Source organism: Leifsonia shinshuensis (assembly GCF_022606355.1).
Taxonomy (GTDB): domain Bacteria; phylum Actinomycetota; class Actinomycetes; order Actinomycetales; family Microbacteriaceae; genus Leifsonia; species Leifsonia shinshuensis_B.
This window is the reverse complement of record NZ_JAHHZQ010000002.1, coordinates 949,363-974,408: the sequence shown is the minus strand read 5'-3', so window position 1 is coordinate 974,408 and position 25,046 is coordinate 949,363. Positions and strand designations below refer to the sequence as shown.

The 25,046-nt window shown below is 70.4% G+C and carries 20 protein-coding genes; 9 read left to right on the top strand and 11 right to left on the bottom strand.

All coding sequences use genetic code 11. The features are described 5' to 3' along the window. Window positions 1-14 precede the first annotated feature (14 nt). The 3 genes from KNO15_RS11505 to KNO15_RS11495 all read right to left on the bottom strand — a co-directional run bounded on the left by KNO15_RS11505 (window position 15) and on the right by KNO15_RS11495 (window position 5,329). Entirely contained in the window at window positions 15-950 is a 936-nt protein-coding gene (locus KNO15_RS11505; RefSeq protein WP_241703861.1) for an arginase family protein, read from the bottom strand. 156 nt (window positions 951-1,106) lie between these two features. Beyond that, window positions 1,107-4,571 (bottom strand): efflux RND transporter permease subunit, encoded by a 3,465-nt coding sequence (locus KNO15_RS11500; RefSeq protein ID WP_241703860.1) that lies wholly within the window; start codon window positions 4,569-4,571, stop codon window positions 1,107-1,109. A 104-nt stretch (window positions 4,572-4,675) separates the two neighbouring features. Beyond that, window positions 4,676-5,329 (bottom strand): TetR/AcrR family transcriptional regulator, encoded by a 654-nt coding sequence (locus KNO15_RS11495; RefSeq protein WP_241703859.1) that lies wholly within the window; start codon window positions 5,327-5,329, stop codon window positions 4,676-4,678. Window positions 5,330-5,419: 90 nt separating this feature from the next. On the opposite strand from KNO15_RS11495, the gene KNO15_RS11490 reads away from it, so the two are divergent. Then, complete coding sequence (locus KNO15_RS11490; RefSeq protein ID WP_241703858.1) at window positions 5,420-6,376, top strand: SDR family oxidoreductase; 957 nt, start codon at window positions 5,420-5,422, stop codon at window positions 6,374-6,376. On the opposite strand, the gene yczR is transcribed toward KNO15_RS11490, so the two are convergent. Next, window positions 6,340-7,818, bottom strand: coding sequence for a MocR-like transcription factor YczR (yczR, locus tag KNO15_RS11485; protein ID WP_241703857.1), 1,479 nt, complete (start codon window positions 7,816-7,818; stop codon window positions 6,340-6,342). The genes KNO15_RS11490 and yczR overlap by 37 nt on opposite strands. A gap of 63 nt (window positions 7,819-7,881) precedes the next feature. Here yczR and yczE point away from each other — a divergent pair, with 63 nt between their 5' ends. Then, window positions 7,882-8,802 (top strand): membrane protein YczE, encoded by a 921-nt coding sequence (gene yczE, locus KNO15_RS11480; protein WP_308220435.1) that lies wholly within the window; start codon window positions 7,882-7,884, stop codon window positions 8,800-8,802. An 80-nt stretch (window positions 8,803-8,882) separates the two neighbouring features. On the opposite strand, the gene KNO15_RS11475 is transcribed toward yczE, so the two are convergent. Then, window positions 8,883-9,659, bottom strand: a complete 777-nt coding sequence (locus tag KNO15_RS11475) for a MerR family transcriptional regulator (RefSeq protein WP_241703856.1) — start codon at window positions 9,657-9,659, stop codon at window positions 8,883-8,885. 65 nt (window positions 9,660-9,724) lie between these two features. Here KNO15_RS11475 and KNO15_RS11470 point away from each other — a divergent pair, with 65 nt between their 5' ends. After that, a complete protein-coding gene (locus KNO15_RS11470; protein WP_241703855.1) occupies window positions 9,725-10,462 on the top strand; it encodes an MBL fold metallo-hydrolase in 738 nt (245 codons plus the stop codon). On the opposite strand, the gene KNO15_RS11465 is transcribed toward KNO15_RS11470, so the two are convergent. The 5 genes from KNO15_RS11465 to KNO15_RS11445 form a co-directional block, all read right to left on the bottom strand. Beyond that, complete coding sequence (locus tag KNO15_RS11465) at window positions 10,459-12,636, bottom strand: APC family permease (protein ID WP_241703906.1); 2,178 nt, start codon at window positions 12,634-12,636, stop codon at window positions 10,459-10,461. The genes KNO15_RS11470 and KNO15_RS11465 overlap by 4 nt on opposite strands. A gap of 249 nt (window positions 12,637-12,885) precedes the next feature. Then, on the bottom strand, window positions 12,886-13,518 hold the full coding sequence (locus KNO15_RS11460; protein ID WP_241703854.1) for a PadR family transcriptional regulator: 633 nt from the start codon (window positions 13,516-13,518) through the stop codon (window positions 12,886-12,888). Further along, a complete protein-coding gene (locus KNO15_RS11455) occupies window positions 13,515-14,342 on the bottom strand; it encodes a DUF4097 family beta strand repeat-containing protein (RefSeq protein ID WP_241703853.1) in 828 nt (275 codons plus the stop codon). The genes KNO15_RS11460 and KNO15_RS11455 overlap by 4 nt, the downstream gene beginning before the upstream one ends. Before the next feature lie 239 nt (window positions 14,343-14,581). Beyond that, complete coding sequence (locus tag KNO15_RS11450; RefSeq protein ID WP_241703852.1) at window positions 14,582-15,181, bottom strand: antibiotic biosynthesis monooxygenase; 600 nt, start codon at window positions 15,179-15,181, stop codon at window positions 14,582-14,584. A gap of 115 nt (window positions 15,182-15,296) precedes the next feature. After that, the gene (locus tag KNO15_RS11445) at window positions 15,297-16,340 is read right to left on the bottom strand and encodes a LacI family DNA-binding transcriptional regulator (protein WP_241703851.1); all 1,044 of its coding nucleotides are present in this window, start codon (window positions 16,338-16,340) and stop codon (window positions 15,297-15,299) included. Window positions 16,341-16,623: 283 nt separating this feature from the next. Here KNO15_RS11445 and KNO15_RS11440 point away from each other — a divergent pair, with 283 nt between their 5' ends. Genes KNO15_RS11440 through KNO15_RS11420 form a run of 5 tightly spaced genes read left to right on the top strand, consistent with a single transcriptional unit; the run spans window position 16,624 to window position 22,751 of the window. Then, complete coding sequence (locus tag KNO15_RS11440; protein WP_241703850.1) at window positions 16,624-17,877, top strand: sugar ABC transporter substrate-binding protein; 1,254 nt, start codon at window positions 16,624-16,626, stop codon at window positions 17,875-17,877. A gap of 14 nt (window positions 17,878-17,891) precedes the next feature. Further along, complete coding sequence (locus KNO15_RS11435; RefSeq protein ID WP_241703849.1) at window positions 17,892-19,025, top strand: carbohydrate ABC transporter permease; 1,134 nt, start codon at window positions 17,892-17,894, stop codon at window positions 19,023-19,025. Then, complete coding sequence (locus KNO15_RS11430) at window positions 19,022-19,933, top strand: carbohydrate ABC transporter permease (RefSeq protein ID WP_241703848.1); 912 nt, start codon at window positions 19,022-19,024, stop codon at window positions 19,931-19,933. Before KNO15_RS11435 ends, KNO15_RS11430 begins: the two co-directional genes overlap by 4 nt. Then, window positions 19,930-20,760: a peptidase E gene (locus tag KNO15_RS11425; protein ID WP_241703847.1), complete on the top strand. Its 831-nt coding sequence runs from the start codon at window positions 19,930-19,932 to the stop codon at window positions 20,758-20,760. Before KNO15_RS11430 ends, KNO15_RS11425 begins: the two co-directional genes overlap by 4 nt. After that, window positions 20,757-22,751 (top strand): amylo-alpha-1,6-glucosidase, encoded by a 1,995-nt coding sequence (locus KNO15_RS11420; RefSeq protein ID WP_241703846.1) that lies wholly within the window; start codon window positions 20,757-20,759, stop codon window positions 22,749-22,751. Before KNO15_RS11425 ends, KNO15_RS11420 begins: the two co-directional genes overlap by 4 nt. Window positions 22,752-23,545: 794 nt before the next feature. Here the strand turns inward: KNO15_RS11420 and KNO15_RS11415 are convergent. Next, a complete protein-coding gene (locus tag KNO15_RS11415; RefSeq protein WP_241703845.1) occupies window positions 23,546-24,619 on the bottom strand; it encodes an NAD(P)-binding domain-containing protein in 1,074 nt (357 codons plus the stop codon). A 186-nt stretch (window positions 24,620-24,805) separates the two neighbouring features. On the opposite strand from KNO15_RS11415, the gene KNO15_RS11410 reads away from it, so the two are divergent. After that, window positions 24,806-24,991: a DUF3073 family protein gene (locus KNO15_RS11410; RefSeq protein ID WP_374113162.1), complete on the top strand. Its 186-nt coding sequence runs from the start codon at window positions 24,806-24,808 to the stop codon at window positions 24,989-24,991. The last annotated feature ends 55 nt before the right edge of the window (window positions 24,992-25,046 follow it).

Genomic DNA, 25,046 nt, shown 5'->3' with positions numbered 1-25,046 from the left:
CGCGGCTCGGGCGATCAGCGCGCGCGGGAGGCGAGGCCGGCGGCGGCCTCCAGCACCAGCAGGGCGGCGAGGCGCACGGTGCGCTGGTCGTCGGCGTCGGAGGTGGCGTCGACTTCGGCGATGTCGATCGAGTGCACCAGCGGGGAGGCGCCCGCCAGCCGGGCGAAGCGGCGCAGCTCCCACGCGGCGAGGCCACCGGGCACGGAGGCCGGGCAGCCGGGCGCGACCGACCGGTCGCAGACGTCGACGTCGAGGTCGACGTGCACCGGTCCTCCCGCGGCACCGGCGATCTCCAGGGCCTCGGCCATCACGTCGTCGAGCGGTCGGCCGTGCAGCGCATCACGCGGCACGACCGTGATGCCGAGCTCCTCCGCGCGCCGGGAGTAGGCCGCCGAGTTCGCGAAGTCGGCGATCCCGATCTGGACGATCCGCCGGCCGTCGAGCCCGGCCTCCACCAGTCGCCGCACCGGAGAGCCGTTGGAGACGCCGTCGCGCAGGTCGTGGTGGGCGTCGAGGGTGATCAGTCCGGCCGACGGGAGCCGCTCCCCCCACGCCCCGAGCGCCGCGGGCACGGTCAGCGAGTTGTCGCCGCCGACGGCGACCGTCACGCGCGAGCGGTCGGCGGCCTCCCGCATCGCCGCGATGGCGCGCTGCTCGCCGTCAGCGCCGTCCGGTTCGGCGACGTCCCCGGCGTCGGCGAAGCGCAGCGCCTCCACTTCGAGTCCGGGGACGTGCAGCGAGTAGCGTCGCAGCGCATCCCGTACGGCCGCCGGCGTCGCGTGCGCGCCGGTCGCCGACAGGGAGGTGCGCCAGGTGGGGAGGCCGATCAGCGCGAGATCGACAGCCTGACCCGTCGGCACGTCCGCGAGCGCCGGCCAGGATCCGGCCCGCGGCCAGAGCGGGTCGACGGAGAGGGCACCGGAGGAGAGGGCACCGGAGGAGAGGCTCATACCCGCGACGCTAGCAATGTGCCCGCACGCCAGTGAGCCCCCGGACCGCTCGCTCGTCTGGCATCCCGGACATCCGGCGACCGAAACCGATCGAGGGGCGCGCAAACGCCCTCATCCGCGCAGGATGAGGGCGTTCGCGGGCTCCTCGGTGTCAGGTCAGAGCTGCTGGCCTCCGGCCGGCGTCGTGAACACGGGAGGCTCGGGCGACTCGGCGTCCGCGTCCTGCTCCGCCGCACCCGGACCGTCGGGTCCCGATCCCTCCGGACCGGATCCGCCGTCACCGTGGCCGCCCTCGCCACCGGCGCCGCCGTCACCGCCGCTCTTGGCCGCGCGGCGGGCGAGCCGCCGTTCGCGGGCGCCCTCCACGAGGTTGTACAGCGTCGGCAGCACGACGAGCGTCAGCACGGTCGACGACAGCAGGCCGCCGATCACCACGATCGCGAGCGGCTGCGAGATGAAGCCGCCGTGCCCGGTCAGGCCGATGGCCATGAAGAACAGCGCCGCGATGGTCGCCAACGCGGTCATCAGGATGGGCCGCAGACGGCGGGAAGCGCCGTGCACGACCGCCTCGCTGACCGACATGCCTCTGGCCCGGTACTGGTTGACGAGGTCGATGAGCACGATCGCGTTCGTCACGACGATACCGATCAGCATCAGCACGCCGATGAGCGAGGCGACACCGAGCGGGATGCCCGACACGAGCTGCAGCAGGATCGCGCCGGTCGCCGCGAACGGCACCGACACGAGCAGCAGCAGCGGCTGACGCAGCGACCGGAACGTCGCCACCATCACGATGTAGACGATCAGGATGGCCGCCAGCAGGGCGATCCCGAGCTGGCCGAACGCGCTCGACTGGCTCGACGAGACACCGCCGATCTTCGCCGTCGCGCCAGCCGGGAGGTCGGCGGCGTTCAGCGCCTTCGTGACCTCCTGGTTGGCCGTCGTCAGGTTGTCGCCCGGCGTCGCGGTCACCGTCGACGTGCGCAGCCCGCGCTGCGTGGTGACGGTCGACGGCCCCTTCGTCTCGGCGACGGTCGCGATCGAGCTCAGCGGCACCACGCCCGTGGCCGTCGGGATGGGCAGCTTGGAGAGCCCGGCGACGGTCGTCGGCGGATTGTCCGCCTGCAGGTAGATCTTGAGCGTGGAGTTGTCGATCGCGACGGAACCGATCTGCGTGGGCTGCATGGTCTGCGACACGAGCGTGCCCACGGCGACCTCGCTGAGGCCGACCTGCGCCGCTTTCGTGCGGTCGACGGTCACCGACACGTACGGCAGGGAGGCGCTCAGGTTGTCGGTGACCTGACTGAGCGACTTCTGCTTCTTCAGCTCGGCGACCACAGAGTCCGTGGCCTTCTGCAGATCGGCGTTGCTGCTCGCGGTGATGTCCACCTCGATGTCCGTGGAGCCGCCGAACCCGCTGGACGCCGACACCTGCACGTCGCCGGCGTCGGTGATGCCGCTCAGTTCGCTCTGGATCGTCGTCTGGAGCTTGTCCTGATCGGCGTTCGGGTCGGTCGTGATCGAGAACGTCGTCGCGCCGCCTCCGCCGGTGAACGCGTCGCGCAGCGAGGAGCCGCTGGAACCGATCGACACCTGGACCGTCTTCACGCCCTTCGTGTCGAGCAGCTTCTGCTCGACCTTCTTGGCCGCGTCGTCCTTGGCCTGGAGGCTCGCGCCCGGCTCGAGCGTCTGCGTGACGGTCAGCGAGTTCTGTCCGCTGGATCCGAGGAAGTTCGTCTTGAGGAGCGGGAACGCCGCGAAGGTCAGGACCAGCACGATCGCCGAGGCGATGATCGTCAGCCACGAGTGCTTGAGCGTCCAGTGGATGATCGGCAGGTAGCCGCGCTGGAGCAGCGACGGGTGCTCGAGCTCGTCGTGCCCGGAAGCGATCGCGTCCGCGATCGACAGATGGGCCGCCTCGTCGTCGTGCTCGCCGCCCTCGTGCTTGCGCGCCTTGGGCGCGCGCAGGAACCAGTACGCGAGCACCGGCACGATCGTCAGCGCGACGAGGAGGGACGAGAGCAGCGCGATGGTGACGGTGAGGGCGAACGGTCGGAAGAGTTCACCCGTGACATCGCCCACGAAGGCCAGCGGCAGGAACACCGCGACCGTCGTGATGGTGGAGGCCGTGATCGCGCCGGCGACCTCGCGCACCGCGCGCACGATCGTCACCGCCCGGTCGGCTCCCGGCACGAGTTGTCGTTTGATGTTCTCGATGACCACGATCGAGTCGTCGACGACGCGGCCGATCGCGATCGTGAGGGCACCGAGCGTGATGATGTTGAGCGTGTAGCCGCTCGCCCACATGACGATGAAGGTGATCAGCACGCTGGTCGGGATCGAGATCGCCGTCACCAGCGTGGAACGCACCGAGAGCAGGAACACCAGGATCACGATGACCGCCGCCGCGAGGCCGAGCAGGCCCTCCTCGGCGAGCGAGTTGATCGACTGCGTGATGAACGGCGCCTGGTCGAAGACGACGGTGATCTTCGCGCCGTTGCCGAGCTTGGTCTCCAGGTTCGGGATGAGCGCCGAGACGCTGTGCGAGACCTCCACCGTGTTGGCCGAAGGAAGCTTGGTCACCGCGATGGTCAGCGCCGGCTTGCCGTCGACGCGGGAGAGCGAGGTCACCGGGTCGTCGGTCTGGGCGACCGTGGCGACGTCTCCGATGGTGACCGGAGTGGAGGCGGCGGCCGCCTGGGCCGCCGCGGCCTGCTGGCTCGCCGACGAGCCGCCGCTCGTCCCACCCTGCTGACCCGTTGAGGATCCACCGCTCGCCGAACCACCGCTCGCCGAACCACCGCTCGCCGAACCGCTGCCCGCCGAACCGCTGCCCGCCGAACCGCTGCCCGCTGCGCCGCTGCCCGCCGACGCGGAGGTCACCTTGACCAGCGGCAGCGACGCGATGTCGGCCACCGACGTCAGCTGCGTGCCGGACTGGATGGTGAGGGTCTTGCCGTCCTCGGTGAGGGACCCGCCCGGGAGGAGCACGCCGTACTGCTGCAGCGAGTTCTTGATCGCCGAACTGGTGACGCCCGCTCCGGCCAGCTTGGCCTGGTCGGGCGTGATGGTGATGCGCTGGCCGACCTCACCGACGAGCTGGGCGTCGTTGACGCCCGTCAGGTTCTTGATGTCGGGCAGCGCGAGCTTGGTGATGTCGTCGCCGAGTGTGCGCTGGTCGGTGTTGCCGGTGACGGCCAGCTGGATGACGGGGAGGTCGTCGATGGATCCCGACAGCACCTGCGGGTCGACGCCGGACGGCAGTGTCGACTTGATCCGGTTGATGGCCTGGTCGATCTTCTGCTCCGCCGTCGCCAGGTCGGTGCCGTACGTGAACTTCGCCGTGATGATCGACTGGTTGGTGCTGCTGACCGCTGAGGTGGAGTCGAGGTCGGGCACGCCCTGGATGGCGGCCTCCACCGGCGTGCTGACGTCGTTGTTGACCACCTCGGGAGAGGCGCCGGGGTAGCTGGACAGCACGACGAGCTGCGGGAAGGAGATCGAGGGGGCGAGCTCCTGCTTGAGGCTCGTGAGAGCCACGCCGCCGAAGATGGCGGCGACGATCGTGACGAGTGCGATCAGGGCGCGATTCCTCATACTGAGGACGGCGAGATAGTGCACGGGGGATCCCCTCGAAAAGCGTGAGTGCATGGCATGCGGCAGCGACGGCGCTGGTGAAGTCTCTCATTGCAGGCTGTGCAATTTCCTCATGCCGTGGTACCACTTCAGGCGGCGCGGAGTCCCCTGACGACCGTGACGAGCAGGACCTCGAGGCTCTCGCGGAAGTCCACACGGAAGCCGGCGAGCTCCGGGTCGAGCCGGTACGCCTCTGCCATGCCCGGCGACAGGCGGCAGGTCGACCAGATGCCGCCGATCCCCAGCGTGACGGTTCCGACGAAGAGGAGCACGTCCGCCTGGTCCTCGCCGATCCACGGGGAGGCCAGGGCGCCAAGACGCGCCACGTGCGCCAGCAGCGCGCGCTTGTAGTCGCGCGCGACCGGTCCCGAGATGTTGTGCTCGAGGATGCCGGGAGCCGCCGCGCACAGCTCGGCGAACACCGGGCGCTCGGCAGCGGTGTCCGCGACGGCCGCGGCGAGCGACTCGGGAGTGTGCGCCGCGAGCGCGGCCAGCCGGGCTTCGAGGGCGTCGAGCCAGGCGGCGAACTCGCGGCCGTACAGCTCCAGCAGCACGGCCTCCCGCGATTCGAAGTAGCGCAGCACGTTCGACTTGGCGAGGCCGACCCGTCGCGCCAGCTCGTTGAGGCTGAGCTCGGCGACGCGGGTGTCGACCAGCATCTCGGCGGCGGCGGAGAGGATGGCCTCCCTGCGCTGTGCGCGCTGCTCCTCGCTCCGTGCGCGGCTGAACGTCGCCTGGGACATGTCCCTCCCTCTTGCTAACAGACCATCGGTCTATTACCGTGATCCCTAACAGACCATCGGTTCATTATTTCACGACCAGCGGAGGACACCGTGTACACCGTTCCCGACCAGACCGGACGCCACATCGTCGTCACCGGCGCCAACAGCGGCACCGGCAAGGAGGCCACGGCCCGGCTCGCCGCAGCCGGCGCGCGCGTCACCATGGCCGTACGCTCCCTCGACAAGGGCGAGGCCGCGCGCGCCGAGCTCCTGACCCGCGTACCGGGGGCCGACCTCCGGCTGCGCAGGATCGACCTCGCCGACCTGGCCAGCGTTCGCACCTTCGCCGAGGGGATGCTCGCAGACGGCGAGCAGATCGACACACTCGTCAACAACGCCGGTGTGATGATCCCGCCCGCGCGCATCGAGACCGTCGACGGCTACGAGCTGCAGTTCCAGAGCAACTTCCTCGGCCCGTTCCTGCTCACCAACCTCCTCCTCCCGCGCCTGCTGCAGTCGACGGCGCCGCGGGTCGCGACCATGTCGAGCGGCGCGGCGGACATCGGGTCGATCCACTTCGGCGACCTGCAGTTCCGGGGCCGCTACAGCGCGGTTCGCGCCTACGCGCAGTCCAAGCTCGCCGACCTCCTGATGACCCTGCGACTCGCCGAGCTCTCGGAGGCGAACGGCTGGGGGCTGCTCAGCACCGCGGCACACCCGGGGTATACGCGCACCAACCTGCAGACCGCAGGCCGCAACCTCGGTCGCGAGAAGCAGTTGCAGCCGGCGAGCCGCACGCTCCTGCCGTCGCAGGGCGTCGAGCAGGGAGCCGAGCCGCTGCTGTTCGCCGCCGCCGACCCCGCCGCCGTGCAGGGCGCGTACTACGGGCCGTCGACGATGGCGCTGGTCGGCCCGACCCACCGGGCCCGCCTCCCGCGCAGCGCACGCGGACGCGACCTCCCCGCCTCGCTGTGGGCGGTCGCCGCGGAGCTGACCGGGCTCACGGACGGCGAGACGACCGGCACCGGCACTCAGACCACGTTCGGCAGCGCGGCAGCCTCGAAGTAGGGCACGGGCTCGGACGACGCCACCGCCCACGCGCCTCGGAGTGCCGCGAACGCCCGCACGGTCTCCTCCTCGGTGTAGGTGATCGGCACGCGCAGGAACCGCTCGAATGCACCGTCGAGCCCGAAACGCGGCCCGGCGGCGATGAGCAGGCCGTGGTTGCGGGCCGCCAGTGCCAGCGCCGAGCTCACGGGCGCGCCGATGCCGACCCACGCCGCGAGGCCGCCGTGGAGGCTCGGGATGCGCCAGTCGGGGAAGATCTCGGCCGCCAACCTGCGCACGGTCTCGCGCCCCGCGCGCAGCTGCAGCCGCCGCTCCTCCACGATCTCCCGCGACTGCGGCAGCATCCGCGCCACGACCAGCTGCTCGAGCATCGGAGTGCCGAGGTCGGTCGACGGCTTCGCCGAGAGGAGTCGCTGGATCAGCGGGCGCTCGGCGCGGATCCAGCCGATCCGGAGGCCTCCCCACAGGCTCTTGCTGGCCGAACCGATCAGCAGGACGGGGGCGTCGCCCGCCTTCCTGTGCGCAGACGCCGCCAGCGGGAGGTACTCGCCGACGCGGTCGATGTCGAGCTCGGCGGTCGTCTCGTCGCCGACCACGATGGTCCCGTGGGCGGCCGCCGCCGCGAGCAGGCGTTCGCGGGTCGCCGGCGACATGGAGGCTCCGGTCGGATTGTGGAAGTCCGGGATCAGATAGGCCAGGGCCGGATTCGCCCTCCGGATCGCCTGCTCGGCTGCGGCGACATCCCAGCCGTCGTCCTCCGCGCCGAGCGCGTGCGGCGCATCCTCCGGCGGCGTCACGGTGATCGGGAGCAGTCGCGCCCCCGCGAGCTTCAGCGCCTCCGTCGCGTGCGGGTAGGTGGGCATCTCGACGAGCGCCCGGTCGCCGCGCGTCAGGAAGGTGCGCGCGATGAGCGCGATCGCCTGCTGCGCGCCGACGGTGACCAGCACCTGGTCGGCGGAGGTCGGGAGGCCGCGCTCGGTGTACCGGTCGGCGATCGCCTGACGCAGGTGCGGAAGACCGACCGGGTCGTAGCCGGAGTCGGGCAGGAAGTGCGGGAGCTCTTCCGCGGCCGCGCGCGCGGCGGCCGGGAGGGAGGCTGCGGCGGGCAGCGCGGCCTTGGTGAAGTCGAGCATCCCCTCGCCACCGGCGAGTGGCAGGGCGAGCGTCGGCCCGGGCAGCCGCGCGACGCTGCCGGAACCCCGAACACTGTCGAGGAACCCTCCCTCCCGCAGCTGCCGGTAGGCGGCGGTGACGGTGGTGCGGCTGAGTTCGAGCCGACCGGCGAGGTCGCGTTCGGCCGGCAGCCGGGTGCCGATCGGGATGCGGCCGTCGAGCACCAGGAGTCGCACCCGGTCGGCCAGGGATTGATAACCGGGTGCCGCGCTGCGCCAGTCGCCGAGGAGGGACTCGAGGGAGCGGGCGGTCAGGTGCGCGTCGGACATGCGGGCCACTTTATCCGAATTGGCATCTTGTTGTAATGCCAATCGGCCGATTGGATTGTCACTATGTCCCGGTTCCTCCTCGTCCGCCGCATCGGCCAGCTCCTGGTCGGCCTCTTCCTGTACGGCATCGCCATCGCGCTGATGGTCCGCGCCGGGATCGGCGTGTCGCCGTGGGACGTGCTGGCGCAGGGCATCTCGTTCAAGACCGGCATCCCGTTCGGGCTCGTGACGAACATCGTGGGCCTGGTGGTGCTGGCGTTCTGGATCCCGCTTCGGCAGAAGCCGGGACTCGGAACCGTGCTCAACGTGCTGCTGGTCGGGCCGAGCGCGCAACTCGGCTTGTGGCTGATCCCCCAGCAGACCGAGCTCTGGGCCGAGGTGCTGCTCTTCGCGTCCGGCCTGGTGCTGCTGGCCGTCGCCACCGGGCTCTACATCGGGCCCAAGCTGGGGCCGGGGCCGCGCGACGGCCTCATGACCGGCCTCCATGCCCGCACCGGCCGGCCGATCTGGGCCGTGCGCACGGCCATCGAGGTCACGGTGCTGATCATCGGCTGGTTCCTCGGCGGCGACGTCGGCGTCGGAACGCTCGCGTTCGCGCTGCTGGTCGGGCCGCTCTGCAGTCTCACCCTCCCGTTCTTCGCCATCCGGCTGCCGGAGCCCGCACCAGCGGACGCCGAGCTGGAAGGCGAACTCGAAGGCACGGCGGAGCAAGGCCCCGGCCTCCGTGGGGAGGGCGTGGGCGAGCAGGATGCCGTCCGTTTCGACGTGCGAGACGGCATCCTGCTCGAGTCCGACGCCTCGGCGCGCTCGCGCGCCGTCGACCGGGCGGCCTCCCCCCTCGTGCGCGGCCCGCAACCCGACCGCGCCACCGCCGAACCGCGCACACCGCCGCGCGCGTCACGGATCATCGCCGCGCACTGGCTCGACGATCGCCTCACCGGCCGCGCCCGGGGCGCCCGGCGCGCCCGCCCTCGCCGCGCCTAGCCAACCGTTCCTCACTTTCTCCCGCCTCCACTCGGCGTGTTGCGGGAGAAAGTGAGGAATCGATGGCTGCCTGGCGGGTGCTACGCGAGGTGGGCTGCGGCATAGACGCGGAGAGCGTCTCGCACGAAGGTGGCGCCCTCGGTGCCGCCGTAGTTGGCGGCGAAGCGCGGGTCGGCGACATACATGTCGCCGAGGCCCGTCAGGTAGGCCGCCGGCGGGCCGCCGGCGCCGTGACCCGGGGTTCCCGGGATGTCGGCCAGCCACTGCCAGTGCCGCTGGGCGAGCGCCTGCGCCTCGTCGGAGGCCGGGTCGGCACCGCGCTCGGCGGCGGCCATCCAATCGGCCGCCAGCTGCTTCTGCCGCTGCTGCCAACCGGCGCGCTCCTGCGCGGTCATCCCGCGCCACCAGCGGTCGGAGGCCGCGTACGCGTCCGTGCCCCAGCGCTGCTCGACCTCCTCCTTGTACCGGGTGTGATCGAAACCGTCGAACATGTCTTCCGCCACGATCTCCTCTCCTTCCTCCACTGCGTGGATCGTCGCCTCGACCGACGCGATCTGCCGCGCCAGCCGTTCCCGTTCGCCGCGTAACCAGGTGAGATGGTCACGCAGTGCGGGCACCGCATCCTGCCGGTCGTCGAGCACCCGGGCGATGGCCGGGAGGCCGAGGCCGAGGTCGCGCAGCAGCAGGATGCGCTGCAGCCGCACGAGGGAGTCGCGGTCGTAGCGGCGGTAGCCGTTCGCGCCGATCCGGCTCGGCACGAGCAGGCCGAGCTCGTCGTAGTGACGCAGCGTCCGGCTCGTCGTGCCGGCGATGCGAGCGATGTCCTGGATGCTCCAGTCGGCGTCCGCCTCCACCATGTCCGTCCCCTCTCCGTGGGCTGTGCGAACCACGCTAAAGGTTGACGTTACGTCAATGTCAAGCTATGGACGGTACTGTCTACCCTGTGCGCGCGATCCGTTCCCTGACCACCGTCGCCCCCGGCATCCTCTTCGTCGAAGGCCCGGCGTCCAACTGGACGGTGTTCCACGGCGACGGGCGCGTGGAACTCGTCGATTGCGGCTACCCTGCCGACCGGCTCCTGGTGGAGGAGTCGATCCGCGCGGCCGGGCTCGACCTCTCGGCGCTCGCACGCATCATCGTGACCCACGGGCACTCCGACCACCTCGGCGCCGGCCGGGTCTGGAGCGAGCGCTACGGCGTGGAGGTGCTCGCCGCCGAGGACGAGCTGCCGAACGTGCGCAGGGAGGTCACCGAGCAGGTCACTGTCGGCGATCTCCTCCCGTTCGCGCTCCGCCCGGGGACGATCCCCTGGGCGGTCGCTGCCATCCGCGCGGGTGGCCTGGGCGAGGTCGGCGTCCCGGCGGCGCAGCCGATCACGGTCGACGTGCTCGAGCTCTCGACCGGCCACCGCCTGGAGCTCCTGCCCACTCCGGGCCACACGACGGGCCACGCCTGCTTCTTCGAGCCGGACGCCGAGGCGCTGATCACGGGCGACGCCCTCGTGACCGGGCACGCGCTCCTCGCCGACGACGGCGAGCTGCAGCAGCTGCCGTCCTTCTTCCACCACGACGCCGACCGCGCCGAGGCGAGCGCGCGCCGGCTCAGCCTGTGCGACGCACGGTGGGTGCTGCCAGGGCACGGGCCGGCAGTGCGGCTCTAACGCTTCGCCTTCGCCGACGCCTTCTGCTGCTCGACGTCGACAGGCGCGTTCTGCTCGCTCGCGCTCACCGGCGGCACGGCCGGCTCACCCTGCGCCGCGAATCCGGCCTGGGCGGCCTCCGGCCCGCTCACCGCGACCGGCGTCGAGTGGATGTGGATGCGGGCACGCGCGGCCGACGCCGGAGCGAGCGGCCGGCGGGCGATGGGTCGCGTAGGCTCGCCGCGACGGTCCTGACCGGGCAGCGGGCGCGAGCGCCGGCCGTAGATGAGCGACGACGAGTCGAGCAGCCACGGCACGAGCGCGACGGTGACGCCGTGGCACAGCATGAGCTGCTTGCTCAGCCTGCGGGCGCGGTGGTTGTGCAGCAGCGACTCCCACCAGTGGCCGACGATGTACTGCGGGAGGTACACGGTCACGACCTCGGAGCCGTGCTCCTCCCTGCGGTGCTTGAGGTACTTGATGAGCGGCACGCCGAACTCGCGGTACGGGGACTCGATGATCGTGAGCGGCACATGGATGTTCTGCTCGATCCACTGGCGCTGCAGCTTCTGGGTCGCCTCCTCGTCGATGGAGACGTGCACGGCTTCGATCGAGTCGTGGCGGGCGGCGATCGCGTAATCGAGCGCCTTGAGGGCCGGCTTCTGCATCTTGCCGATCAGTACCACCGCGTGGTCGCCGACGCTGCCGAAGGTCGTGACAGGGTCGACCTCGATCTCCTTCTCGACATCGCGGTAGTAACGGTTCACGCCGAGCATCAGGAACCACAGGATCGGCATGAAGATGAAGACCAGGTAGGCGCCGTGCGTGAACTTCGTGATCGTGACGACGATGAGCACGATGAAGGTCAGTGTCGCGCCGAAGGCATTGATGCAGAGCGAGCGCACGATGCTGCTGCGCTCGCGCGCGTTAAGCGTCGCCGCGCCGTCCTTGCCCGCACCGCGCAGCAGCGTGACCCAGTGCTTCACCATTCCGGACTGGCCGAGGGTGAACGACACGAAGACGCCGATGATGTAGAGCTGGATGAGCTGCGTGAGGTTCGCTTGGTAGACCAGCAGCAGGATCGTCGCGGCCAGGGCCAGCAGGATCATGCCGTTCGAGTAGACGAGGCGGTCGCCGCGCGTGTTGAGAGCCTTCGGCGCGTAGGAGTCGCGCGCGAGCACCGAGCCGAGCAGCGGGAAGCCGTTGAACGCGGTGTTCGCCGCCAGCAGCAGCACCACAGCGGTCGCCGCCTGCACGATGAAGAAGAAGACCGTGTTGTTGCCGAACGTCGCCGACGCGATCTGCGCGATGAGCGAGCGCTGCGGGGAGGTCGCACACTGCGCCCAGCCCTGCAGGTCGCACGGGTTCTCCGCGTAGTGGACGCCGCTGATGAGCGCGGTCGCCGTGAGGCCGGCGAACAGGACGATCGCGATGCCGCCCATCAGGCCGAGCGTGGTGCGGGCGTTGCGGATCTTCGGCGTGCGGAAGGCGGGAACGCCGTTGGCCACGGCCTCCACTCCCGTGAGCGCGGAACAGCCGCTCGAGAACGCGCGCAGGAGCAGCAGCACGACGCCCGCCTGCGCGATGTTCGCCGTGTGCACCGAGTAGCCCGCCGACTCGGCCACCGGCGGGTTGCCGAGCGCCGTGCGCACGAGCGCGGTGGCGATCATCACGAAGATGCTGCCGATGAAGATGTAGGTCGGGAGGGCGAACGCCTTGCTCGACTCGCGCACACCGCGCAGGTTGACCGCGGCGAGGATGATCACGCAGATCACGGCGAGCTCGACGCGCCACGGCGACAGGAACGGCAGCGCCGAGATCACGTTGTCGACGCCGGAGGCGACCGACACGGCGACGGTCAGCACGTAGTCGACCAGCAGCGCGGAGGCCACGACAAGGCCGGCCTTCTCGCCGAGGTTCTTGTGCGCGACCTCGTAGTCGCCGCCTCCCGACGGGTAGGCCTTGACCAGCTGCCGGTAGCTCAGCACGACCGTGATCAGCAGGATGACGACGGCCGCGGCCACCCAGGGGGCGAACGAGAGGAAGGCCAGACCGCCGAGCAGCAGGATCATCAGGAGTTCCTGCGGAGCATAGGCGACGCTGGACAGTGCGTCGGAGGCGAAAATCGGTAGCGCGAGGTGCTTCGGGAGTAGCTGTCCTTCGAGTTTCTCGCTCGGAAGCGGGTCGCCGATCAACCACCGCTTCGGGGATCTCCCCTCAGTTGTCACGAGGGTCGAGAATACTCGCTGCCAAAACACTGTCAAGTCGGCGCGTTGCGTCGTCACCAGGATGTGATTCTGGCAAGACTTGATCCACCTCGAGCGCGCGGTCCGTTGCCGCGGAATCTCGCGGGAGGCGGCTCGTCATCGGTCTCACTGGGAGCGAGATGAGCATGGCCTGAGACTTTCTGGACGTCGTTCACGAAACCCGGTCTCACCGGCGAGTTAACTGCGGGCGATCGCCTCTGCGATCGTCCTGCGGACGCGCGTCAACTCCTCCTTGAGGAGTGGCACCACGTTCGCCGGGAGCGAGCCGCGCGCAGCCTGGGAGCGCAGATCGGTACGCAACTGCTGCCGGAAGTCGTTGATCGCGACCTCGGCCTCCCGAGCCGCCGCATTGGCCGCCGCGCGCGCATCGCGGCCCGCGTCGCGGGCCTCCTGTCGCGGATCCACCCGGGTCGCGTCGCGTTTCGCCTCCCGTGCGGCCGAGGCCAGCTCGGCACGCAGCGTGCGCATCGCGTCGTTCACGCCGGCGCGCACCTCGTCGGCCAGCCGCCGTACGGAGTCGGTGACCTCCTCCTCGATGGCGTCCAGCTCGTGCTCGCGCGAGGCCAGCTCGGCCCGGCCCGCGTCGGTGATGGAGTACACGGTCTTGCGGCCGTCTGTCGTCTTGGTGACCAGCCCCTCCTCCTCGAGCTTGGCCAAGCGCGGATAGATCGTTCCGGCGCTGGGCACGTAGGTGCCCCCGAACCGGTCGCTGAGCGCCTGGATCAGCTCGTAGCCGTGGCGCGGCTCCTCCGCGAGAAGGCTCAGCAGGTAGAGGCGGAGGCTGCCATGCGCGAAGACCGCGGGGGTCACGCCGACGCTTCGTTCTGTGCGACGGAGCTGCGGAGCACCGACACGGCGCCGGAGACCGAGTTGACGGAGATGTCGACCCAGTAGCCGTCGAGGCTGCCGCTCTTCGCGGTGTAGCCCTTGCCCGCCGAGCCGACGACCATGACGTTGTCGAGCTGCACGCGGCCGGAGACGGTGTTGGCGCGGTAACGGGCGCCGAGCGCCTCCGGGATGCGGATGGTCGTGTCGCCCGAGACGGTGTTCACCTGGATCTCGTCCGGGGTGCCAGAGATGTCGACCATGATGTCGGCGGACACGCCGTCGGCGCTGAAGCGCGGGATGGAGCCCGTCGCCGTGATGTCGCCGGAGACGGTGTGCGCGTTGATGCGGCCGGTGTGACCGCGTGCCGACAGCTCGCCGCTGACCGAGTTGAGCTCCAGGTCGCCGACCAGGCCGTCGATGACCACGTCGCCGGAGACCGTGCTCAGGCGGGCGTCGGTCTTCAGGCCGGAGACGAGGGCACCCGCGGAGACCACGCCGAACTTGAGGGCGACATCCCGTGGCACCAGCACACTGATGTCGGCGCGTGCGCTCGACTTCATCGACTTGAAGACGTCGATGAAGTTGTCCCACCGCAGCTGCGGGTGGTCGATCTCGAGCCGGTCGCCGTCGACCGAGACCTTGAGGTCGCGGCCGGAGACCGAGTGGACCTCCACGCGTGCGCCCTGCTCGTCGTGCCCGAGGATGTCGATCTGGCCGCCCAGCAGCCCGACCTTGAGGGAGCGGACGAGCTCCACGTCGATCGTGCGGCTCTCGCCCGGCTGGATCAGCCACTTCTCCTGTGCCATGTTTCTCGCGCTCCTTGCGTCGTTTCGTGCAGTGAGGCTCCGGCGGAGCCCTCGGTGACTCGCGATATATCGCGATGTTGACGTATTCACGATATATCGCGAGTCGGAGCCACGCAAGCGCTCCGCCCGAATCTCAGGGTCACCTCAGGGACATCCCCCACCCGCCCAGCCATCGCTTCCTCACTTTCTCCCGCGACACGCCGGGAGGGAGCGGGAGAAAGTGAGGAAGCGATGGCTGCTCAGTGGCGGAGCCAGGGGTGCAGGAGGCGCGTGACGAACGGGAGCAGGAGGTAGGTCATCGTCGGCGTCAGGCAGAGAGTGGTGATGAGCACCGTCGCGAGCGGCCAGAGCTGATGCCAGCCGGGCACGAGATAGAAGGTCGCGTACGTGAAGGCGAGCGACAGCGGGAAGAAGCCCAGCCAGATCGTGACCGCCTGCTTCCAGCGCGGCGGCGCCGCCGGCACGCCCGGTTGCGGCGCGTCGAACCAGCCCTCGATGCCGGTGCGGCGCTCCACGCGCGACACCTCGACGAGCTCGCGCCCCTCGAACAGCCACTCGGCCCGGGCATCGGAGGCCTCCCACGCATCGAGCGACGCCTCGTCCGCGAACCGGTAGAGCATGTGCCACTCGTGCGAGTCGGCCCTCGAGCGAACCCATCCGGAGCCGAGGAAGCCCTCGTACGTGTTCGCGAGGTTCACGCCGGCCTGCACCCAGTGGGTCACCTCCGGCAGGCGGCCGGGGTCGACGCGGCGGGTGATGGAGACGGTCACGGGGATGCGGGGTGCCTTGCTCGGGTTCTGCGCTTGTGGCGCGGGGAGGTTCGGCTCTTGTGGAGTCATGCCTCCCATTGTCGCCGCGGCCGGTTACATGCGCGTTTCGCCGGAAGCGGCCAACGAAGGAGTTGTGCGGGTGTGGAGGGCGGATGTCCTCCGTTCGCGACGGCGCGAGCAGGGCTCAGCGGCCGCCGATCAGCGAGCCTCCCTCGCGCACGACCAGGCGGGGCGCCACCAGCCGGTGGCGGGGGTCGTCGATGCCCGACTCCGGCCGCACCCTGCCGCCGTGGGCACCGGTCAGCAGGTCGAGCACGCCGGCGGCCACCGCGTCGAGCGGCTGCCGCACGCTCGAGAAGCCGAGGGACGCAGCCACGGGAGTGTCGTCGTACCCGATCACGGGAACGCGGCCGCCGGAGGCGGTGAGGGCTCCGAGCGCCAGCGAGTCGGAGGCGCACACGACCGCATCCACCTCCGTCCGGTCGGCGAGCCGGCGCATGGCCGCCGCGCCGAAGGTGACGCCGTCGTGCGCGGTCTCCTCGAGTACGGCGAGGGTCGCCTCGTCGACCGCGCGTGCCGAGCGCATCGCCTCCAGCCAGCCGGCCCGGCGGTCGTCGCCGGTACCCGACCCCTCCGGCCAGCCCAGGTACCCGATGCGCCGGAGCCCGAGGTCGAGGAAGTGCCGCGTCGCGTCGCGGAGGCCCGCCCGGCCGTCCACATCCACCCACAGGTGCAGCGGGTCGGTCATATCGTCGATGCCCCACGGCCGCCCGAACGTCACGAACGACTGACCGTGCTCGATGAGCCACTCGGTCCTCGGGTCGCCGTGGAAGGTGGAGGTCAGCACGAACGCATCGACATCGGCTCCGTCGGAGAGCCGGCGGAACTGCTCGATCTCGTCCTCCGGACCGGCGGCCGTGAACAGCAGCACCCGCAGGCCCTTTCGGTCGGCCTGTTCGGTGAGGGAATGCAGGAAGCGGTCGAGCACGCTGCCCGAGATGCCGTCCTGGGTCAGCGGGTCGAGCCGGATGCCGATGGTGGAGCTCTTCTGGGTGCGGAGACGGCGCGCGGAGGCATGCGGACGGTAACCGAGCGTGCGGATGGCCGCCTCGACCCGCTCGCGGGTCTCCGGCCGGACGATCGCCGGGGTGTTCAGCACGTTGGACACGGTCTGCCGCGAGACGCCGGCCGCGTCGGCGACGTCGCTGACCGTCGGCTGCCCGCCCATGCTGCTCCTTCCCCGACGCGCCCGGCTGACCCGAGAGGTTTTCTCAGACCCTACCGTTCGGTCGCTTCTTTCGGCCGTGGCGCTCGTCCGTTGCTCCGCTTGACACCTTCCGAGGCCGTGGTTATGTTGGCAGGGTCCCGGTTTGATCGTTCAAACTGCAGCGTAGCACTACCGAATTTGATCGATCAAAGGGACGCTCGTGGCGACCCGCCCACGGTCTTCTTCGACCCCGACCCGCGTGTGCCCGTCCCGTCGGGCACACTCACACCAAGGAGAGAAACACATGCGAAGAATCACATCCCGCTGGCTCGCGGGCGGCGCTGTCGCCGCCGCGGCCGCCCTCGCCCTGACCGCCTGCGGCTCCGGCTTCAACGGCGGCAGCGGCAGCAGCGACACCGGCAAGCTCACCTCGTCGAACAAGGCGTTGACCGTCATGATCGGCTCGTCCGGCGACGCCGAGACCGCGGCGGTCAAGTCGGCCGTGAGCGACTGGTCGGCCAGCTCGGGCACCAAGGCCAGCGTGGTGGCGGCCAGCGACCTGAACCAGCAGCTCTCGCAGGGCTTCGCGGCGAAGAAGCCCGCGGATGTGTTCTACCTCTCGACCGACGCCCTGGCCGGCTACGCCTCCAACGGCTCGCTGCTCGCGTACGGCGACCAGCTCTCCAACAAGAGCGACTTCTACCCGAGCCTGGTCAAGTCGTTCACCTACGACGGCAAGTTCTACTGCGCGCCCAAGGACTTCTCGACGCTGCAGCTCATCATCAACAAGGACCTGTGGAGCGCCGCCGGCCTGACCGACAGCGACATCCCCAAGACCTGGGACCAGCTGGAGGCCGTCTCCAAGAAGCTGACCGCCGACGGCCACGTCGGCCTCGGCATCTCCGGCGAGTACGCCCGCGTCGGCTCCTTCATGGTGCAGGCAGGCGGCAACCTGATGAACGACGACAGCACCAAGGCGACCGCGAACAGCGACGCCAACGTCAAGGCGCTCGACTTCGTCAAGCAGATGCTGAACGCCGGCGACCTCAAGTACGCCAAGGACCTCGGCGCGGGCTGGGGCGGCGAGGCGTTCGGCAAGGGCCTGGCCGCGATGACCATCGAGGGCAACTGGATCACCGGTGCCATGAAGTCCGACTACCCGAACATCAAGTACCAGGTCGCCGAGCTGCCGAAGGGCCCGGCCGGCGCCGGCACGCTGCAGTTCACCAACTGCTGGGGCATCGCCGCCGACAGCCCCAACCAGGCCGCCGCGCTCAAGCTCGTGGAGAAGCTGACCAGCAAGGACGACCAGCTCGCCTTCTCGAAGGCGTTCGGCCCGATGCCGTCGATCAAGTCGGCCGCGTCCGAGTGGAAGTCGGCCAACCCCGACCTCGTCCCGTTCCTCGCGGCAGCGGACTACGCCAAGGGCGTCCCCACCGCCAAGGGCTCCGCTGATGTCGTGACCGACCTCAACAGCAAGCTCGAGACGCTGGCGACAGGCGACCCCAAGGCGATCCTCGACGCCACGCAGAAGAACCTCGAAGCTCTGCTGAAGTAAGGACCGCATCCACCATGTCGCAAGCCACGAGTCGGTCTCGCCGTTCCGGAATCCGGCGCGGCGAGGCCGCCTCGGGGTGGTTGTTCACCGCCCCGGTCATCCTGCTCCTCGGCGTCTTCCTGGTCATCCCGGTGCTGATGGCGCTGTGGGTCAGCTTCTCCGACTGGGGCGGGCGGGGCAGCCCCTTCTCGTCCGACGTGAACTTCGTCGGACTCAAGAACTACTCGACCCTGCTCGCGGGCGGTGGCCTCGCCGAGCAGGACTTCGGGATGTCGCTGAAGAACAACGCCTGGTACGTGGTGCTGGTCGTCCCCATCCAGACCGCCGTCTCGCTGTTCCTCGCCGTGCTCGTCAACCGGGCCATCCTCCGCGGCCGCGGCTTCTTCCGCACCGCCTTCTACTTCCCCTCGGTGACCAGCTCGGTCGCGATCACCGTGCTCTGGCTGTTCCTGTTCAGCACCTCGGGCGCTGTCAACCAGGTGCTCGCCTGGTTCGGCATCAACGGGCCGAACTGGTTCAACGACCCGAACGGGATCATCCACAACTTCCTCGGCCTCTTCGGCATCACCACCGGCCCGGCCGCGCTCACGCAGAACACCCTCCTCGGCGTCTCCTGGTGGGACTGGCTGGGCGGCCCGTCCGTCGCGATGAGCGCGTACATCGTCATGGCGGTGTTCACCACGAGCGGCACCTTCATGCTGCTCTTCATCGCGGCCCTCCAGAACCTCGGCGGCGACGTCACCGAGGCGGCGATGATGGACGGCGCGAACGGCTGGCAGCGCTTCTGGCGCATCACGCTCCCGCAGCTGCGCCCCACGCTCTTCACCGTGCTCACGCTGGGCCTGATCGGCTGCTGGCAGGTCTTCGACCAGATCTACACCGGCAGCAAGGGCGCACCGAGCAAGACGACGCTGACACCGGCCTACCTGTCGTACCAGACCTCCTTCGGCAATCAGGAGTGGGGCCAGGGCGCCGCGATCGCGTTCATCCTCTTCGTCATCATCGTGCTGTTCACGATCTTCCAGCGCTGGGTGCTGCGCGAGCGGAAGGTGTCCAAGCGACGGATGCGGCCCTACGCGGCCGTCGTCATCGCCTCGACCTCGCCGAGCACCTCGTCCGGCTCCGCCGCGAAGGGAGGCCTCCGATGAGCGCCACCGCTGTGACCCCCGAGGCCTCCGTCTCACCGCGCACCGTCCCGCCGCACCCGTCCGGTCGCCGCCGTCGGTCGACCAGCAGCGTCGTCGCCACCTCGATCACGTACGCGATCCTCGTCGTGCTCGCGGTCGTGTACATCATGCCGTTCCTCATCCAGATCGCGACGTCGTTCAAGACCGACGCGGATGCGACGGCCAACCCGGTCTCGCTGATCCCGCAGGTGTGGACGACGGCCGCGTACACCAAGCTGTTCGTCAACTCGGACTTCCCGATCTGGTTCGGCAACTCGGTGATCGTCACGGTTTTCGTCACGCTCGGCCGGGTGTTCTTCGACTCCCTGGCCGGTTACGCCCTGGCCCGCCTGCACTTCCGGGGCCGCAGCGTCGTCTTCGCGGCGCTGGTCGCCGTCATGTCGGTGCCGATGGTCGTGCTGCTCATCCCGAAGTTCCTCGTGATCAACCAGCTGGGGATGTACGACTCGTACACGGGCATGATCCTGCCGCTGCTCACCGACGCGGCCGGCGTGTTCATCATGAAGGGCTTCTTCGAATCCATCCCGGCGAGCGTGGAGGAGCAGGCGCGCATCGACGGCGCCGGCACCTTCCGGGTGTTCTGGTCGATCGTGCTGCCGATGGCGCGGCCGGCGCTCATCACGATCATCATCCTGTCGTTCCAGGGGTCGTGGAACGAGCTGGCGCACTTCATCATCTCGACGCAGGACCCGGCGCTCACGACCCTCACGAAGGGCGTCGCCGGCCTCGCCAGCGGCCAGCTCAGCCAGGGCAGCCAGTATCCGCTCAAGCTCGCGGCGGCGGCCATCATGACCATCCCCGTCGCGGTGCTGTTCTTCATCTTCCAGCGCAGGATCATGAACTCCAGCGAGGGGGCGGTGAAGGAGTGACCGCGATCGCACCGACGATCCTCGCCACCTGCGGCGGCCTCGTCGCCGGCGACTGGACGGACTCCCTGTACGGCCCGCTCCTCCACCACGCGATCGAGCTGGCGCAGGTCGCCGGGCGCACGCCGCGGGTGACGCACATCAACACGGCGGGCGGCGATCAGCGGCACGTGGAGGGCGCCGAGCTGGAGGCGGCACGGGCCGCCGGCGTCGACGCCAGCCATGTGCGCTTCTTTCCGCACCCGAACGTCCCTGACCTGCGCGCGCATGTTCTGTCGCAGGACGTCGTCTGGGTCAGCGGCGGCAGCCTCCTGAACCTGCTCGCCATCTGGCGCGCGCACGGGCTGGACGGGATCCTGACCGAAGCGTGGCAGCGCGGTGTCGTGCTGGCGGGCGGGTCGGCGGGAGGGCTCTGCTGGCACAAGGGCGGCACCACAGCCTCGCGTGGACCGGAGATCTCGGCGCTGGCCGACGGTCTCGGCCTCGTGCCCGGCTCGCTCGCGGTGCACTACGACTCCGACCCCCGGCGTCGTCCGGCGCACCAGGCGGCCATCGCCTCCGGGCTGCTAGCCGATGGCTACGCCCTCGAAGAGGGCACCGGGCTGGTCTACCAGGGCACGACCCTCGTCGATGTCGTCTCGGAGCGGGAGGGCGCGGCGATCTGGCGGGTGTCGCGGTCCGGCGACGCCACCTCGGGGACGTCCGTCGCCGCCGTCGTCACCGAGACCCGCATCACCCCGCGCGTCCTCCCGACCGTCGCCTCCACCATCATTCCCACGACCCCCACCACCATCCCCACCACGATCGAGGAGGCGCGAACGCCCCGATGACCCAGCCGCTCCAACCCCTGCTGCACGACAGCGTCGTACTGCTCACCGCCCCCAGCCAGGCCTGGTCCGCCGCGGACGGCACCGTCGACGGCAACGGGATCCACGGGTTCTACCACTCCGACCTGCGCGTGCTCGACCGCGTCGTCCTGACCGTCGGAGGCGAGCAGCCCGAGCACATCGCGACGGCAGGACCCGACGCGGCGACAGCGGTCTTCACCGCGCTGGCCCGGCGCCTCGACGACGCGACGGCAGACCCACGCGTCCGCGTCGACCGCACGCGCACCGTACGCGAGGGCAGGCTGCACGAGCGCATCGAGCTCCGCAACGCCCTGGGCAGCCCGATCGCGACCACCGTCACGGTGTCGGTGCGCGGCGACTTCACGCCCATGCAGACCATCAAGGCCGGGCTGTCCGGCGCCGAGCACCCGGTGTCCGCACAGCCCGCGGGCGAGGGTGTGGAGTTCCGGTCGGGGCAGGTCACCGCGCAGCTGACGGCCGTCGGCGCGCGCGTCGCGCTCGACGACGCGGACGTCTGGATGGACTGGGAGATCGAGGTTCCCGCCCACGGTCAGGTCGCGCTGGAATGGACGGTGGCGGTCGACGACCCGACCGCCGTCGTCGCCGGCGCCGCACCCTCGGCAGACTGGGCCGCCTTCCGCGCGACCACCGGCGACTCGCGGCTGGCATCGTGGCTCGACCGCGCTGTGGCCGACCTCCAGTCGCTGCGCATGTCGACGACGGCGCGTCCGGACGATGTCTTCCTCGCGGCGGGCGCCCCGTGGTTCTTCACGCTGTTCGGCCGCGACTCGCTGTGGGCGGCGCGCATGCTGCTGCCACTCGGCACTGACATCGCCGCCTCCACGCTGCGCGTGCTCGCGCACTTCCAGGGCACGCGGAATGTGGCGGAGACCGCCGAGCAGCCGGGCAAGATCATGCACGAGCTGCGACCCGCCGCGTTGACCATCCCGGGCGAGGGCGTGGTGCTGCCCCCGCTGTACTACGGCACCGTCGACGCGACGGCCCTGTGGATCGGCCTCCTCCACGACGCGTGGAAGTGGGGGATGCCCGACGACCAGGTGCGCGACCTGCTCCCCGCGATGCAGGCCGCCCTCGCCTGGATGCGCGACCACGGCGACAGCGACGGCGACGGGTTCCTGGAGTACGTCGACACCACAGGCCACGGACTCGCGAACCAGGGTTGGAAGGACTCGGGAGATTCCATCCAGTGGAAGGACGGCACCCTGGCCGACGGCCCGATCGCGCTCTGCGAGGTGCAGGGCTACGCGTACGAGGCCGCCATCGGCGGCGCCGAGCTGCTGGAGGCGTTCGGCCTCGAGGGCGCCGACGAGTGGCGGCGCTGGGCCGCCGGCCTCAAGGCCCGCTTCGCCGACGCGTTCTGGATCGACGACCCGGACGGCGCCTACCCGGCCGTCGCGCTCGACGCGGCCAAGCGGAAGGTCGACACCGTGACCAGCAACATCGGCCACCTCCTGGGCACCGGCATCCTCACGCCCGAGCAGTCCGCGCTGATCGCGCGTCGCCTCGCATCGCCGGAGCTGTCGTCCGGCTACGGCCTGCGAACCATGTCGACCGACGCGGGAGGCTACTGGCCGCTCAGCTACCACGGCGGCTCGGTCTGGGCGCACGACACGGCGATCGCGATCACCGGGCTCGCCCGCGACGGCCACATCGCGGAGGCCGACCAGCTCGCCGACGGCCTCCTGGCCGCCGCTTCGGGCTTCGGCTACCGGATGCCGGAGCTGCACTCCGGCGACCCGGCGGCGCAGACCTCGTCGCCCGTGCCCTACCCGGCGGCCTGCCGTCCGCAGGCCTGGTCGGCCGCGGCGGCCGTCGCTGTGCTCTCGGCCCGCCTCGGCCTCCGCCCCGATGCCCAGGCCGGAACGCTCGACGTGCGCCCGAGTCCGGCCGCCGGCCGCATCCGCGTGAGCGGCCTGCGCTTCGCGGGCGCCGAGCGCACCGTGGAGGTCTGACACCGCCGCGCCCCGCGCCGCGTCCCCGAGGGGCACGCTGTCGTCACTTTCCGCCCCCGAAAGTGACAACAACGTGCCCCTCGCCGCTTCGGCGGCGGAGGTCGCCCGTCCCGTCGCCAGTCCAGGTGCGAGCGAAGGGCACGTAGGTGCCCGAAGGGGACGCGGGCTGGGGCATCTGCGTGCCCCTCGACGCTTCGCGCGCGCAGGGCCCGAGCGCACGTCCACAAGTCAAGTTGCAACCGAAGGGCACGTAGGTGCCCGAAAGGGACGCGGGTAGGGGCGTTTGCGTGCCCCTCGACGCTTCGCGCGCGCAGGGCCCGAGCGCACGCCCACAAGTGAAGGTGCAACCGAAGGGCACGTAGGTGCCCGAAAAGGGTCCGGGTAGGGGCGTTTGCGTGCCCCTCGGCTTCACCTTGCAGGGCACCGGGTGCGCGTCCACAAGTCCTGGTGCGACCGAAGGGCACGTAGGTGCCCGGAACGGGTCCGGGTAGGGGCATCTGCGTGCCCCTCGCCGCTTCACCCGTGCACGGCACCAGTTGCGCGTCGACGAGTCCAGGTCCGACCGAAGGGCACGTAGGTGCCCGAAACGGGGGCGGGTAGGGGCGTTTGCGTGCCCCTCGGCGCTTCGCCCGGGCGGGCCCGAGCGCACGTCCGCCGGTCCAGGCGCGATCGAAGGGCACGTAGGCGCCCGAAAAGGGGGCGGGTAGGGGCGTTTGCGTGCCCCTCGGCGCGCGACGTGCGCGGCGCGAGGGCGGCGCGCGGAGCGGGCGGCGTGAAGCGCGCGGCGCGGCGCGCTAGATCTGGGCCATGATCTGGCGGGCGATCACGCGGCCGGCGCGGTTCGCGCCGATGGTGCTCGCCTGGGGGCCGTAGCCGGCGAGGAAGATCCGCGAGTCCTGCCAGGCGGCTCCGGAGGCCACCGTCAGGCCGCCCGCCTTCTCGCGCAGCTTGAGCGGGGCGAGGTGCCGCAGCTCCGGACGGAAGCCGGTCGCCCAGATGATCGCGTCGGCGCGCGTCGTGGACCCGTCGTCCCAGACCACTCCGTCGCGCTCGATGCGCGCGAACATCCCGCGCTCCACCAGCAGCCCGCGGTCGATGCCGGCGGCGATGCGCCGGGTGCGCGGAACGCCGGTGCCGCTGACGATGCTCGGCAGGGCCTGGCCGGCGCGAGCGGCGGCGTCCTGCGCCGCGACGGCTGCGACACCGCCCTCGATCGTGAGCTCCGACTCGTCGCGGAAGTCCACCGGCCGACGGGTCGCCCAGGTCAGCTCGCCGGCCACGCCCTCCAGCTCGAGGAGGAAGCCGATCGCGCTCGTGCCGCCGCCGACCACGACGACGGACTGCCCCGCCAGCTCCTCGGCCGAGGTGTACGACGAGGTGTGCAGATGCCGCCCGGCGAAATCGCCCATCCCCGGATACCACGGGATGAACGGCGCGCCCCAGGTGCCGGTCGCGTTGACGACGATGCGGGTGCGCGTCTCGCCCTGGTCGTGCGCGACGACGAGGTCGGCGCCGCGGTCGAAGACCCGCGAGACAGTGACCGGGCGCTGCACCTGGAGGCCGAAGTGGTCCTCGTAGCGGCGGTAGTACCCCGCCACGATGTCCTTGGCCGGAAGGGTGCGGTCGGCCGTGTCGAAGCTGAGTCCCAGCTCGGACATTCCTGGAAGATCGTTCACGTGGTGAGCGCTGCCCAGACGCAGTGCGTCCCACCGGTGCTGCCACGCGCCCCCCGTGCCGGGACCGCGGTCGAGGATCACGAAATCCTCGCCGGGAGTCAGCTCGAACCGACGCAGGTAGTAGGCGACCGCGAGCCCGGCCTGCCCGGCGCCGACGATCACCACCTGGGTGTCGGTCATTCCAGTGATCACGCGCTCATTCCATCATTCGACGCTGTGCGACGACTCGGGGTCCATGGGGGCCACCATGCTAAACTCGACGCTAGTTTTCACTATTTCTGTTGGATCCCCGGGTGCCATTCCCCGGGCAGGACCAAAAGGGGGTCACGCATGGGGCGCGGCCGTCAAAAGGCAAAGCACACGAAGATCGCTCGCCAGTTGAAGTCGTTCAGTCCGAACGTCAACTACGACGCGCTCGAGCGCGAGCTGACCGGGCATTCCCACCACGACGACGAGCACCAGTACGACGCGTGGGCCGACTACGAGCCCGAGGGCGCCGACGAGTACGACGACGCCGAAGAGGACTACGAAGAAACCGAGTCCGAGACGCCGAAGCGCGCCTGAGCGCGTCGGCGCACTGCGCGCTCCCCGAGCCGCACACATTCGTGACGAATCCCGA

Excerpts from the sequence above, each read along its gene's own strand:
- KNO15_RS11505 (WP_241703861.1), bottom strand. The coding sequence starts at position 950 with ATGAGCCTCTCCTCCGGTGCCCTCTCCTCCGGTGCCCTCTCCGTCGAC.
- KNO15_RS11495 (WP_241703859.1), bottom strand. The coding sequence starts at position 5,329 with ATGTCCCAGGCGACGTTCAGCCGCGCACGGAGCGAGGAGCAGCGCGCA.
- yczR (WP_241703857.1), bottom strand. The coding sequence starts at position 7,818 with ATGTCCGACGCGCACCTGACCGCCCGCTCCCTCGAGTCCCTCCTCGGC.
- yczE (WP_308220435.1), top strand. The coding sequence starts at position 7,882 with ATGTCCCGGTTCCTCCTCGTCCGCCGCATCGGCCAGCTCCTGGTCGGC.
- KNO15_RS11475 (WP_241703856.1), bottom strand. The coding sequence starts at position 9,659 with ATGGTGGAGGCGGACGCCGACTGGAGCATCCAGGACATCGCTCGCATC.
- KNO15_RS11470 (WP_241703855.1), top strand. The coding sequence starts at position 9,725 with ATGGACGGTACTGTCTACCCTGTGCGCGCGATCCGTTCCCTGACCACC.
- KNO15_RS11455 (WP_241703853.1), bottom strand. The coding sequence starts at position 14,342 with ATGGCACAGGAGAAGTGGCTGATCCAGCCGGGCGAGAGCCGCACGATC.
- KNO15_RS11450 (WP_241703852.1), bottom strand. The coding sequence starts at position 15,181 with ATGACTCCACAAGAGCCGAACCTCCCCGCGCCACAAGCGCAGAACCCG.
- KNO15_RS11445 (WP_241703851.1), bottom strand. The coding sequence starts at position 16,340 with ATGGGCGGGCAGCCGACGGTCAGCGACGTCGCCGACGCGGCCGGCGTC.
- KNO15_RS11440 (WP_241703850.1), top strand. The coding sequence starts at position 16,624 with ATGCGAAGAATCACATCCCGCTGGCTCGCGGGCGGCGCTGTCGCCGCC.
- KNO15_RS11435 (WP_241703849.1), top strand. The coding sequence starts at position 17,892 with ATGTCGCAAGCCACGAGTCGGTCTCGCCGTTCCGGAATCCGGCGCGGC.
- KNO15_RS11430 (WP_241703848.1), top strand. The coding sequence starts at position 19,022 with ATGAGCGCCACCGCTGTGACCCCCGAGGCCTCCGTCTCACCGCGCACC.
- KNO15_RS11420 (WP_241703846.1), top strand. The coding sequence starts at position 20,757 with ATGACCCAGCCGCTCCAACCCCTGCTGCACGACAGCGTCGTACTGCTC.